Raw genomic sequence first — 13555 nt, 5'->3', positions numbered from 1 at the left:
GGGTAATAAGATTAAGACTACCTAACGGTAGGGGGAAAAACTACATCAATAAAAAAACTTTTTTAGCTAAGTACACCATGCTCTTCAATAACTGGAATGTACTTTTTAAACTTTTTACAATTGAAAACATAAGTAGGTTATGGTTCATTATTTTTGGGATTGCTAATATGCGCTGAAAATTATTAAATCACGTTTAAATGTAGTTATTTTCGATGAAATACATAATTTTTTAACTATTTCAAATAAAGTATAGGTGTTTTCTTACATTTTTAAACAAAAAAACCTCATCTTATGATGAGGTCGCTTAAAGCAAATAGGTGACTTTATAAAGACATTTCGGGAACTTCAGTAGGAATTATAAGATCACCCTCGGTCGCCTTTTTAATTTCCTCTACAGTAACTCCTGGGGCGCGTTCCAGTAAATGGAACTTGTCTTCCTTGATTTCAAGCACGGCGAGGTTGGTCACAATCTTTTTTACACAATTTACGCCTGTAAGCGGTAAGGAACATTGTTTCAGTAATTTTGATGCTCCTGCACGATTGGTGTGCATCATAGCCACAATAATATTTTCGGCACTGGCTACCAGGTCCATCGCGCCTCCCATTCCCTTTACCATTTTACCGGGAATCTTCCAGTTGGCGATATCGCCGTTCTGCGCTACTTCCATGGCGCCCAGAATAGTTAAATCTACATGCTGACCGCGAATCATGGAAAAGCTGAGCGCCGAATCGAAAAAAGAGGCTCCTGGCAAGGCGGTAATGGTCTGTTTTCCCGCATTGATTAGGTCTGGGTCTTCTTCACCCTCAAAAGGGAAAGGGCCCATTCCCAAAATTCCGTTTTCACTCTGGAATTCTACTTCTATGTCGTCACGCACAAAATTTGCTACCAGGGTGGGGATTCCTATCCCAAGGTTTACGTAGTAGCCATCCTTTACTTCTTTTGCGATGCGTTGTGCTATTTGTTCTTTTGTTAAGGCCATAAATTACTGTATTGAAAATCCATTTGGTTGAAATGCTCTATTGTTATGGAGGTTTCGACTGTGCTCAACCGGGCACAGCAGATAGCTTTTAATATAGAAAAAATTACCGTTTACGTACCGTTCGTTGTTCGATACGTTTTTCGTATTTCTCTCCTTCAAAGATTCGTTGTACCAGTATCCCTGGTATGTGGATTTGATTGGGGTCTAAACTGCCAGCGGGCACCAATTCTTCCACTTCTGCTACGGTAATATTCGCAGCCCCACACATATTAGGGTTAAAGTTTCGGGCGGTTCCCTTAAATATAAGATTTCCTGCGGTGTCACCTTTCCAAGCTTTTACGAAAGCGAAATCTGCCTTAAAAGCGTGTTCCAAAATGTGCATCTTACCATTGAACTCCCTACTCTCCTTTCCTTCGGCCACTTCGGTACCGTACCCTGCTGGGGTATAAAATGCAGGGATACCACTTTGCGCGGCTCTCGCACGTTGCGCCAAGGTTCCTTGTGGGATAAGCTCCACTTCCAGTTCCCCACTTAACATTTGGCGTTCAAATTCGGCATTTTCGCCTACGTAGGACGATATCATTTTTTTAATCTGCTTTTTTTGAAGCAAAAGACCCAGTCCAAAATCGTCTACCCCTGCATTGTTGGAAATACAGGTTACGTCCTTCACGTTCAACCGTACCAACTCGGCAATGGCATTTTCGGGTATTCCACTCAAACCGAAACCTCCCAACATGAAAGTCATTCCATCCTTTACACCTTTACAGGCTTCGGTTACATTTTTTACAGTTTTGGTTATCATAGTTTTGTTTCTTTTTAATAATCGAATTCATCTGGAATTTCATCGCCATCCCCGTTGTTCTTATACTCACTACAGTCTGTGATAATGGAAAGGTTTTTTGGCCTTTTGAACCGATCTGTAGAAATATTGAGCTCTTCGTTTTTATAACAGCTTTTCATATAGCTTCCCCAAATAGGCAAAGCCATAGTAGCTCCCTGTCCATAGCGTGTACTCCCAAAGTGTGTGGCACGATCCTCTCCTCCTACCCAAACACCGGTAACCAGGTTGGGAACAATACCCATAAACCAGCCATCACTATTGTTTTGTGTTGTACCTGTTTTTCCTGCTATTGGGTTTTTAAAATCGTATGGATAGCCTGTTACTATTTCTTTGTACAGTTTTCCTCCACGCCAAGTACCTCGTAAACGCGAGCCAGAACCAGATTGGGTAACCCCTTCCATCAAGCTTAAGGTAACATAAGCTGTTTCGGCACTAATCACATCGCGTGTCTCTGGTACGTTTTGAAACAGTACCGTCCCGTTTTTGTCCTCAATCCTTGTAATCAACGTAGGTTTAATGTATACTCCCTCGTTGGCAAAGGTACTGTACGCTCCTACCATTTCGTAAAGGGTTACGTCTGGTGTTCCCAGGGCAATTGAGGGGGCTTCCGGTACATCGCTAATATCTACGCCCATTTTTTCAATAAGGTCTATTACAGGTTTAGGGCCTACCCTATCGATAAGACGTGCCGTAATAGTGTTTACAGATTGTGCCAAGGCTTCCTTTAAATTCATCATGTCGCCATATTTCCCTCCCGAGTTTTTGGGGGTCCAGGGTTTCAGCAACCCATATTTCCCTTGTTCTATGGTGTAGGGTGTGTTGGGCAGGGTATCGCAAGGGGACATATGCATTTGGTCTATGGCCGTGGCATATACAAATGGTTTAAAGGTAGAACCAATTTGTCGTTGCCCTGTCTTTACCATATCATACTTAAAATTCTTGTAATCTGCTCCGCCTACCCAGGCTTTTACCTCACCCGTCGTGGGATCCATGGACATAAGGGCGGCACGCAAAATACTTTTGTAGTAACGCAAGGAATCCATGGGTGTCATGATGGTATCGATATAGCGATCTTTATTGGCCCAAGTAAAGATGCGCATTTTGGTTTTTTTCTTGAAACTTCCTATAATGTCTTCTTTAGACTTACCTTGTTTCTCCATCTCCCTCCAACGATCTGTACGGCGCATGGCAGAGTTCATAATACCGTCTATTTCTTCTTCAGTGATATCACGGAAGGGCGCTATCTTATTCTTTTCATTTTGTGCATCGAATTCTTTTTGAAGGTTGATCATATGCGCTGTCACGGCCTCCTCGGCATATTCCTGCATTTTTGAATCTATGGTCACAAATACCTTCATTCCGTCACTATCAATATTATACAATGAGCCATCGGGTTTTGGGTTTTCCTTGGCCCATTCTTTCATATAGTTTCTAACATATTCACGGAAGTAGGTTGCGATACCTTCGTCGTGATCCTGCGGGGTGAATTTTACGTTCAACGGAAGGGCTTGTAAAGAATCTTTCACTTCTTCAGTAATAAAATCGTATTTCGCCATTTGTGCCAGTACCACGTTTCTTCGGTTTTTAACGCCTACAGGGTTTCGCACCGGGTTGTATAGAGAAGAGTTCTTGAACATCCCAACCAGCATAGCGCTCTCTACTGTGGTCAATTCTGAAGGGGGTTTGTCGAAATAGATGTTTGCGGCGCTCTCGATACCAATGGCGAGGTTCAGGAAATCGTATGTGTTGAAATACATGGTAATGATTTCCTCCTTGGTGTAGCGACGTTCTAAACGGGTAGCAATAACCCATTCCTTTATTTTCTGGATCCCACGCTGAAATTTATTTTTTGAAACTTGATCTGTAAAAAACTGCTTTGCCAATTGCTGGGTAATGGTACTGGCCCCGCCTTTGGTGCCCAAAAACGCCAGCGCACGTACTGACCCCTTGGCGTCTATCCCGGCGTGGTCGTAAAAGCGCACGTCTTCAGTGGCGATCAAGGCATTTACCAAATGGTCTGGTAAGTCCTCATATTGAACCGGTGTACGGTTGTCCTTAAAAAATTTCCCGATCACTTTGCCATCGGTAGAAACTATTTGGGTTGCCAGATCTTTCTCAGGGTTTTCAAGGCTGGTCTCATCTGGGAGACTCCCGAACAGCCCCCACGAAGCGAATAGAAATATGAGCACGACCAAGAGGACTCCCCCGCCCAAAATCATCCACACCGTCTTTGCGTGCTTTTTATTTGAATCTTGCGTTTTTTTCTTTTTGGTTCTTTTTGTACTTGCCATGGATTAAGGAGATTGTGTCGCTTCTTCAATACTTATACCTACATCGGTTATGCCTGGTAATTGGCTAACGCCCTGTGTTTCGCCGTTATTGCGTACGGCCTGTGTTAGAATTATGTTATAATTTCCTTTTTCAGAAAACTGGATACCTTCTCTAAACCACAGTTTATTCTCTTTAACGCTGCCCAGTCCCTCGCCCATCCATTCACCATTGGGATACGCCATGCGGTATTCCAACGTATCTGTAATGGTCTTCCCATGGGGAAACTCTATAGCAGCTATCAAAAAAAGATTGTTGTAGGGATACTCGTTTGTATTGCGTACATTAATGAACACATCATATGTTTTTAACGAGTCCAACTGTGGCACCGTAAACACCACGTTACGATCCTTATCCCACCCTTCTGGCAGGCTTTGGGTATCACTCCACACGGTTGTACTATCGCAGGCCACAAAAAACAACACCAGTAATATGGCTGCAAACAGGTTACGCATTGTTCTTTGGTTTTTGTTTAGGTCTTCTTTTCTTGTTTGAATTTCCACCCTTTGAATTACTACTTTTTTTTGCTGTATTCTTGGTGTTGGATTTATTTCCTTGTTTGTTTCGGCTTCTCTTGCTTTTCTTTCTTCGGCTGCTCTTGCTACGCTTTGGCTTGTCAAATCTAGTGAGACTATCCTGCCCTACCGCATCACTGAATAATTTTTCATTACTTACCGAAACATCTTCAATGAACTCTTCGAGACTTGCTACGGTCTTTCCTTTTTTGTTAAGGGCAATGATCTCGTTTACCTTTTCCACTTTTAGTGTATGCCAGTTCATGCCGTCCTTTTCATACACAAACCACATGAGCCCTTTAAAAATATCGGTTTTTTGGCAATAGGCATTTCCTTTTTCGGTTTTTAACTTTACGTCGGTTTTTGGAAATTCCTCAAGCGCTTCTAGATAGGTGTCCAGCTCATAATTGAGACAGCATTTCAGCTTACCACATTGTCCGGCCAGCTTCTGCGGATTTAAACTCAATTGTTGGTAGCGTGCCGCAGAGGTATTTACTGATCTGAAATCTGTTAACCACGTTGAGCAGCACAATTCACGCCCACAGGAACCAATCCCGCCCAAACGGGCGGCTTCTTGGCGTAGGCCAATTTGTTTCATCTCTATACGCGTATTAAAGGTACGCGCAAATTCCTTGATGAGCTGCCGGAAATCTACCCGCTCGTCTGCTGTGTAGTAAAAAATCGCCTTGGAGCCGTCCCCTTGAAATTCAATATCGCTAAGTTTCATCTTTAAACCGAGCCGGATGGCTATCTCACGTGATCTTTTTTGGATATCGGCTTCTCTATCGCGGCATTTTTGCCAAACGTCGATATCCTTTTGGGTAGCTTTTCGGTAAATTTTGGGAAGTGCCTCAATGTTTATGGGCTCTTTCTTCTTTTTCATCTGCACGCGCACCAATTCGCCCGTAAGGGTGACCATGCCAATATCATGGCCTGGAGAAGCTTCGGTGGCAACCGTATCGCCAATGGATAAAGAGAGTTTATCCGGGTTTTGGTAAAAGTGCTTGCGCCCGTTCTTAAAGCGAACCTCTACCGCACTAAAGGGTTCTTGGTTGCCAGGGAGCGACATATTTGAAAGCCAATCGAACACCGTGAGTTTGTTACAGCCATCGGTGCCGCAAGTACCATTGTTCTTGCAACCCTTTGGCTGTCCGTTGGCGCCCGTGGCACAGCTGGTACAGCCCATATTTTTTTATATATAGTATGGAGGTGATGAATACCGTTCTAGCATTTGTAAGCGTGCAGTTGCATTAAGGTTTCAGCAACTGCGTTGCATATCTTCAAAATTACTGCTCGTAATGTTTCAAATAGTGCTCAACCAGACATCGTTCTTCGGTTTATTCAACAAAACCTCTCGAAAAATTAAACAAAAATTTAATAGGTAAAGATATTAAATAAAAGCACGAGGGACGAATAACGGAGGACGAATTTTGAAGAAAGCCTGGAGCGGTACGATAAAAGCCAATTGCTTTGCCCAATGCTAGAAACCCGACGGATTTGGTTAAAGATTGATGATTCCTTATTGTAAATTTAAGAAGTATTAAAAAGAACGGGGGACAGGTTCTTCAAGGAGGCTGGAAGACCTGACGGATTTCAAGGGGAAACGAGGCGGAAACTAACCTGAAAGGTTTCTGATTGGTATTGCGCTGGAAACCTTTTGAGGTTTGGAATAACGATTGTGGCTTTTTGATTTTTTTCTAAGGACTAAAGACCAAAAACACTACCAGCGAAGCGTCCTGCCCGCTACCACCTAACTGCTAACGGGCTACTTCTTAAACTTCAGTTTTTCGCTACGTCCTTTTTTAAATATCTTGTTGCTATTGTGCTTGCCTTGCCGCAGTTTTTTTTGTTCCTCGTAGGGTAACTGGATAATTTCTTGGCACTCGCTGCTACAACATCGTTCCATTTTTTCGGCACAACTCTTACACTGGATGAACAACAAGTGGCAGGCCTCGTTGGCACAGTTTACATGGGTGTCGCAAGGTTCTCCGCACTGGTGGCAATTGGAGATAATATCTTCTGAAATGCGCTCGCCCCGACGGTGGTCGAACACGAAATTTTTACCGCGGAACTTGTTTTCCAGTCCTTTGTTTTCTACTTGGCGGGCATATTCAATAATTCCGCCCTCCAGCTGAAACACGTTTTTAAAGCCTTTGTGCTTGTAGTAGGCGCTGGCTTTTTCGCAACGGATGCCGCCCGTACAGTACATCACGAGCTTTTTGTCCTCTTTGTGGTCTTTTAGGTCTTCTTCAATAATATCCAGGCTGTCGCGAAAAGTATCCACATCTGGAGTCACCGCGTTTTTAAAATGTCCTATCTCGCTCTCGTAATGGTTGCGCATATCTACCAGTACGGTGTCGGGGTCTTCGATAAGTTCGTTGAATTTCTCCGCACCTACGTGTACGCCTTTGTTGGTCACGTCGAACGTTTCGTCGTTTAATCCATCGGCAACAATTTTGTCACGCACCTTTACTTTCAGCTTTAAGAAAGATTTCAGGTCGTGTTCTATGGCGATATTCAAACGTACATTTTCAAGAAAATAGATGCCATCAAGAAAGTTTTTGAAAGCCTTAAAATTGTTTGCAGGCACCGAAAGCTGCGCATTGATGCCCTCATGGGCCACATAGATACGGCCCAACACAGCAAGCTCGTCCCAAGCTACAAAAAGGTGGTTTCTAAACAATTGCGGATTGCCAATCTTGGCATATTGATAAAAAGAAAGAGTAAGGCGTTCCTCACCAGCTTCTTCCAGCATGGCGGCCCTTTCTTTCGCACTCATGGTATTGTACAGTTGCATGCTATACTAATTTTGTGTGTTACAAGAATTGGTTTTGAAAGGGGCAAAGATACCACAACTGTATAGAATAGAAAATTTATGAAATGTATGAAAAGATAATTCTTTAACTTTATAACTCAACCAACCACCTGATCGACTTATAAATGAAGAAATTTATTCTAATTATAATTATCACCCTCTTTTCTAAGGTTTTAATGGCCCAAGACCCACAGCTCTTTGAGAACACTTGGTATCTCCAGGAATTAACGGTTGATAATATTACATATCTAGCACCCAGCAACAATGAGATTTCTGAAATACCAGCAAATTTCTATGTGCCTAATGAAGGTGAGGAATTTAACACCTCTATATGCAATACAGCTTCTGGAAGCAATATAGTATATGAGAATGCCAACCTTTCATTTCCCGATGGCTTGGGAATTACTCTAATAGAATGTGATCTAGCCGTAAATTTCAACTTTGAAATGCTCTACTTCCAGGACTTCTTTTTCGACAATGGGACCAGTCCATTTGCATACGAGATACTTACGGCTGGCACTAACAAGACGTTGGTCCTTACCGCCCAAGATGGTGACCAAGCGATGTATGGAGATAGGCTATTGGCAATGGAGGATTTTGAAGAAGCTTCTGTCCCCATCTATCCCAACCCAGTAACAGACAAGTTGAATTTGCACACCACAACTACCACGATTAAGCATATTTCAATCTTCAATCTGCAAGGACATCAAGTACTCGAGCAACAATTTCATCAAGATCATTATACGATAGATGTTAGTGGATTGCCCTCGGGCATCTATTTTTTAAAGGCTGAAAATGATGCTGGACAATTTATTATACGTAGATTTATTAAGAAATAAAGACATCATATCTTGAAGAAATATTTAATAGCGCTATTACTTGTTGCAACACAAGCATTATTTGCCCAAGACCCACAGCTCTTTGAGAACACTTGGTATCTCGATGAGTTGGTAATAAACAGCGAAACTGTAATCCCGCCTTCCACAGATGAGGCGCAAAATGCTCCTTTGGTATTTAGCGAGTCTGGGTCGGTTTTTTTAATTGAGACTACTGTTTGCAACCTATTGTTCGGTGAAGTGGTTTTTGACAACCCTAACCCCACGTTTTCTTTTTCGAGCGGACCGGGTGGTACAACCGCAGATTGTCAAAATCCTATAAACAAGCCTTTCGAAAATGCTTATTTCGATTTTTTTGAGGATTATGCTGTAAATGCTTTTACTTATGAAACAACAACTTCGGGAACTACAAAAACATTGTTGATCACCAACGCAAACGGTGACACCGCTTTATACGGTGATGAAGTTTTAGCTATCAAGGACGTAATGGCAGCGTCGGTTTTGGTATTTCCGAACCCTGTACAAGAAGTGTTGACAGTTTCAGCTAATAAAACCATGGTTAAAGAAATCTCCATTTTTAATATACAAGGACAGGAAGTAATGACCGTAAAATTTCAGCAAAAACACCAAACAATTGATGTTGGCTCTTTAAAATCAGGCATTTATTTTTTAAAAGCTGAGAGTGGTGCTGGCCATACGCTTACCCAAAAATTTGTGAAGGAATAACCATATCGCTCCAAACAATTGCCCAAACCCTTCCTTTGCCAAAACAGGAAGGGTTTTGGTGTTTTTACCACATTTCTGGCCATGTTAACAAAAACTTCAATTACACCTAACTTCCAGTTGCCGTACCGCTAAAGAAATAGTATTTTTACTCCTTAGACTCCCCAATAAACAAACACATACAATGAGCACAGATAAAGAAAAAGACGCAAAACTAAAGGCACTAAAGCTTACCTTAGATAAACTGGACAAAACCTACGGAAAAGGAACCGTAATGAAAATGGGCGATAGTGCCGTACAGGAGGTGGACGTAATCCCCACGGGTTCCCTGGGACTGGACGTTGCCTTGGGCGTTGGAGGGTATCCCCGCGGAAGGGTCATTGAAATTTATGGTCCGGAATCTTCGGGTAAGACCACCTTAACCTTACACGCCATTGCCGAAGCACAGAAAAAAGGAGGCATTGCCGCCTTTATCGATGCAGAACACGCATTTGATCGCTACTATGCCGAAAAACTGGGCGTGGACATTGAGAACCTCATCATTTCCCAACCCGACAATGGCGAGCAAGCGCTTGAAATTGCCGATAACCTAATACGCAGTGGGGCGATAGATATTATCGTGGTAGACTCAGTAGCTGCATTGACCCCAAAAAGTGAAATAGAGGGTGAGATGGGCGACAGTAAAATGGGCCTCCACGCACGATTGATGTCACAAGCACTTAGAAAACTTACAGGCTCCATAAGCAAAACCAACTGTACCGTAATCTTTATTAACCAGTTACGCGAAAAGATAGGCGTTATGTTCGGGAATCCTGAAACCACTACGGGTGGTAACGCACTAAAGTTCTATTGTTCGGTTCGTTTGGACATTCGTCGTTCTACCCAGATAAAGGATAGCAACAGTGCCGTACAGGGAAATAAGACACGGGTAAAAGTGGTCAAGAACAAAGTAGCACCACCTTTTAAAACAGCCGAGTTCGACATTATGTACGGAAAGGGTATCTCCAAGGTTGGAGAGATCATAGATTTGGGGGTTGACTTTGAGATTGTTAAGAAAGCTGGTTCGTGGTTCAGTTACGACGACACCAAGCTTGGGCAGGGACGGGATGCCGTAAAAGCCTTGTTACTGGACAACCCAGAGCTTATGGAGGAGCTTGAGACCAAAATAAAGGATTCCATTGCCGCGTTAAACGAATAATTTAGCTTTTTTTAACGCAACCCTCCCTTTTTTTGGGTATCTACGCAATGTAGAGGCCTAAAAACAGTTGCGTGTACTAATCAAAACCATCACTAACCATAGCAACTACATTTGGCATTAGATGAGCTCATACAAAAATGTAAGCAGCAAGATGTAAAAGCGCAAGGCAGCTTGTTCCAGCAGTATTCTGGAGTTTTGTTTTCCATCTGCTTGCGGTATTCGCCTAACTATACAGAGGCCGAAGACAACCTGCAAGATGCATTTATCACCATTTTTGAAAAAATTGGGCAGTTTAAGGACAAGGGCTCTTTTGAAGGTTGGATGAAGCGCATTACCGTTAATACGGTACTTCAAAAATATAGAAAGCAAAAAGTTTTCAATATTAAGGAAGAAGCCAATATAGAACAGCCGGATGATGATGACGTTGTGATCGAGAGCGAAGTGCCACTGGACTATCTGCTCCAAATCATACAGGAATTGCCGGATCGATATCGATTGGTATTCTCTATGTACGTTCTGGACGGGTATGCACATAAAGAGATAGCCGAAATGTTAGGAATTAGCGATGGTACGTCTAAGAGTAATCTAGCACGTGCAAGAGGAATTTTAAAGAAGAAGGTGGAGGCGTATAAAAAAAGTCGATAGCTGGTGATTCGCAATTAAAAAAATTTCGCCAAATCACCCAGCTGCATTTAGTTAAGAAATGGTTTTTTTCACCCTAAAGTCCTTTTCTAAACAACCAACAACCGACAACCGACAACCGATAACCGATAACCGATAACCGATTAACTAAAAACCAAGTCATTCCCCCATAGTGGACTTACAATGAAAGAAAAAAAGAACATAGACCAACTCTTCAAAGAGCAGTTTCAGGATTTTGAGGCTACTCCCCCCCCTGCCGTTTGGGACCGTATCGAGGCCAGGCTGCAGGAGAAGAAAAAAGAGCGTCGTATCATTCCGCTTTGGTGGCGCGTGGCAGGTGTGGCGGCATTGCTTGCGCTGTTGCTCACAGTGGGTATTTCTTTGTTCAATTCGCCCAATGCTCCTTCCAATGAAATCGTGAACGAGAACACGACCCAAGATGCTGAAAATACTTCGGACGAGGACGAAATCTTCAACAAGAAAACCATTTCCAACGGTACCGAGATAGCTTCAGAGGAAGACAATATGGATGCTTCTGAAAACAAAACTGGAACCACTGTCCAGAATTCTGAAAAAACCATTTCAACTGAAAAGGAAAATACTACAGTTGCCGGAACCCAGGACAATACGTTGAACCCTTCGGCACAAACAACCGGAACTGCTGTCACCACTTCTGAAAGTAATACAACATTCAACAAAAAAACCGACCAGAACAATAACCAACCAAAGAATGCTTCAGCTACCTATAACACGACTACTGAAGCCGTAGCAACCTCAAACAAACCTAAAAATGCTACTAAAAAATCCCCTGAAACTACCCAAAATCCTTTGGTGAGGGATCCCAAGACGGTAGTTTCGGGCAATGAGGCTATTGCAAAAAACATACAAGAAGAAAAAGTTGAAGGTAAAGCAACCACTACCAAAAACAACGGCAACGTAGTTGACCAAAAGATGGACAGCAAGACTGCTGTAAGCGAATCATCCCAAGATGAAGACACGCAAAACAAAAAATCTATCTTCGATGCTATTGAAGAAAACAAAAAACTGGAAGATGCAGTTGCCGTAAAAGAAGGTCCTGCAAACCGTTGGGCGGTTTCCCCCAATGTAGGTCCTGTATATTATAGCTCCCTTTCCGGAGGATCGTCCATAGACCCTATGTTTGCGGACAACTCCCAAAACGGAAACGTAAACCTAAGCTACGGTGTGGCGGTAGATTACAATATTAGCGAAAAGCTGAGTATACGCTCCGGGGTGAACAATGTGAATTTAAGTTACGCTACCGGTGATGTTGAAGTGGCCACAGCTCCAACCGCGTTTGGGTTGGAAAATGTGGATTACGGCACCAACAGGAGTGCAATCACCACTGTTTTTGACAAAGGTTCCATCCCACCGAACCCCGAGAATGGAGGGCTTAACAATATTGTTTCAAAATCTACCGGAGGCAACGCAGAGATAAGCCAGCAATTGCAATACTACGAAGTACCCTTAGAACTTAAGTATGCGGTACTCAACAAAAAAATTGGTATTAATGTTATTGGCGGTTTGAGCACACTTTTCCTTGGCAATAACGAGATTGTGGTAAGTGACGGTACCTTTAGGACCGTGCTCGGGGAAGCAAATAATTTGAACAGCATTAGTTTTACTTCAAACATCGGGCTTGGATTTAATTACCAACTGAGCAAGAAATTTAGGTTTAATATTGAACCGATGTTTAAGTATCAACTCAACCCCTATACAGACAGCAGTGTAGACTTTAGACCCTATTACTTGGGTGTGTATAGTGGGTTGAGTTTTAAGTTTTAGGTTAGTTTTTAGTTAATCAGGTACAACCCTGAGATTAAAGTAAGAAAACCGTCGCCCGCCATAGCGATGGTTTTTTTATATGGTAGGACTTTCCAGTTCTTTCAAGATTACATTTCGCACTTGGTTGTTCAACATCCGCTTGTCCTCAAGTTCCAGGATGCCTGTGGGAATTGTTTTGTGCACCTTTACCCGCATCTTACCGGGACCACCGCTAAAAAACGTATAGGAAAAACGTTTCTTGTTATCGTGGAACGTCATAGGCGCTATGGGAATCTTGTGCTCAATGGCAAGCCTAAAGGCGCCGTCTTTGAATATATCCAACAATACATTTTCATCGTCCGGAACTCCACCTTCAGGGAAAATACACACGCCAAGGCCTTGATTCAATTTTTTTTGTGCCCGTATAAAAACATCCCTTCTACTCTTAGGGTTCTTTCTGTCCACCAGGATACATGTTCGTTTATAGAAAAATCCGAAGATGGGAATTTTGGCCAGTTCTGCTTTCCCTACAAAAACAAAAGGGTTTCGGCTAACGTAGAGCATCAACATAATATCTGTCATGGACGTATGGTTGGCCACGAACATATAGCTCTGCCCTTTTTTGTAGAGCTCCTCGCGTTTAATGATGGGATAAAAACCCATCCCGAACAAAATTATCTTTGCCCAAATTCGTGCCAGCCTAAAGAAAAAGGGGTACCACTGTTGGCGGGAGATGCTCACAATCAAAAAAGGAGACAGTACCACAATAGGTACTGCCAAGAGTATATAGAACCAAATACGGTACAAGGTGAGCGCTATTTTTTTCAAGAATCCCATAAAGCCCCAAAAATAGCGAATACTGTACTACTAAAAGTCTAAAAAAAGTAACTTTGCA

12 protein-coding genes are annotated in these 13555 nt (G+C 42.6%); 5 read left to right on the top strand and 7 right to left on the bottom strand.

Annotated elements, in window-relative coordinates:
- Nucleotides 1-323 precede the first annotated feature (323 nt).
- From C8D94_RS02205 to trhO, 6 genes are all read right to left on the bottom strand, one after another.
- Complete coding sequence (locus C8D94_RS02205; RefSeq protein WP_115122264.1) at nt 324-980, bottom strand: CoA transferase subunit B; 657 nt, start codon at nt 978-980, stop codon at nt 324-326.
- A 103-nt stretch (nt 981-1083) separates the two neighbouring features.
- Nucleotides 1084-1782, bottom strand: coding sequence for a CoA transferase subunit A (locus C8D94_RS02200; protein ID WP_115122263.1), 699 nt, complete (start codon nt 1780-1782; stop codon nt 1084-1086).
- Between the two features lie 14 nt (nt 1783-1796).
- On the bottom strand, nt 1797-4112 hold the full coding sequence (locus C8D94_RS02195) for a penicillin-binding protein 1A (RefSeq protein WP_115122262.1): 2316 nt from the start codon (nt 4110-4112) through the stop codon (nt 1797-1799).
- Nucleotides 4113-4115: 3 nt separating this feature from the next.
- On the bottom strand, nt 4116-4604 hold the full coding sequence (locus tag C8D94_RS02190) for a gliding motility lipoprotein GldH (protein WP_115122996.1): 489 nt from the start codon (nt 4602-4604) through the stop codon (nt 4116-4118).
- Complete coding sequence (locus C8D94_RS02185) at nt 4597-5850, bottom strand: PSP1 domain-containing protein (RefSeq protein ID WP_115122261.1); 1254 nt, start codon at nt 5848-5850, stop codon at nt 4597-4599. Before C8D94_RS02185 ends, C8D94_RS02190 begins: the two co-directional genes overlap by 8 nt.
- 579 nt (nt 5851-6429) lie before the next feature.
- Nucleotides 6430-7461 (bottom strand): oxygen-dependent tRNA uridine(34) hydroxylase TrhO, encoded by a 1032-nt coding sequence (gene trhO, locus C8D94_RS02180; protein ID WP_115122260.1) that lies wholly within the window; start codon nt 7459-7461, stop codon nt 6430-6432.
- A gap of 143 nt (nt 7462-7604) precedes the next feature.
- Here trhO and C8D94_RS02175 point away from each other — a divergent pair, with 143 nt between their 5' ends.
- The 5 genes from C8D94_RS02175 to C8D94_RS02155 all read left to right on the top strand — a co-directional run bounded on the left by C8D94_RS02175 (nt 7605) and on the right by C8D94_RS02155 (nt 12681).
- Nucleotides 7605-8318 (top strand): T9SS type A sorting domain-containing protein, encoded by a 714-nt coding sequence (locus C8D94_RS02175; protein WP_115122259.1) that lies wholly within the window; start codon nt 7605-7607, stop codon nt 8316-8318.
- A 12-nt stretch (nt 8319-8330) separates the two neighbouring features.
- Nucleotides 8331-9041 (top strand): T9SS type A sorting domain-containing protein, encoded by a 711-nt coding sequence (locus tag C8D94_RS02170; RefSeq protein ID WP_115122258.1) that lies wholly within the window; start codon nt 8331-8333, stop codon nt 9039-9041.
- A 181-nt stretch (nt 9042-9222) separates the two neighbouring features.
- Nucleotides 9223-10236, top strand: a complete 1014-nt coding sequence (recA, locus tag C8D94_RS02165; protein WP_115122257.1) for a recombinase RecA — start codon at nt 9223-9225, stop codon at nt 10234-10236.
- A gap of 111 nt (nt 10237-10347) precedes the next feature.
- A complete protein-coding gene (locus C8D94_RS02160; protein WP_115122256.1) occupies nt 10348-10881 on the top strand; it encodes an RNA polymerase sigma factor in 534 nt (177 codons plus the stop codon).
- 180 nt (nt 10882-11061) lie between these two features.
- Nucleotides 11062-12681, top strand: coding sequence for an outer membrane beta-barrel protein (locus C8D94_RS02155; protein WP_115122255.1), 1620 nt, complete (start codon nt 11062-11064; stop codon nt 12679-12681).
- 75 nt (nt 12682-12756) lie between these two features.
- On the opposite strand, the gene C8D94_RS02150 is transcribed toward C8D94_RS02155, so the two are convergent.
- Nucleotides 12757-13497 carry a lysophospholipid acyltransferase family protein gene (locus C8D94_RS02150; protein WP_115122254.1) on the bottom strand — a complete coding sequence of 247 codons (741 nt, stop codon included), beginning with the start codon at nt 13495-13497 and terminating at the stop codon, nt 12757-12759.
- Nucleotides 13498-13555: the final 58 nt, after the last annotated feature.

It is taken from the genome of Marinirhabdus gelatinilytica, assembly GCF_003353425.1.
GTDB classification, from domain to species: domain Bacteria; phylum Bacteroidota; class Bacteroidia; order Flavobacteriales; family Flavobacteriaceae; genus Marinirhabdus; species Marinirhabdus gelatinilytica.
This window is presented reverse-complemented; position numbering and strand designations above follow the sequence as displayed.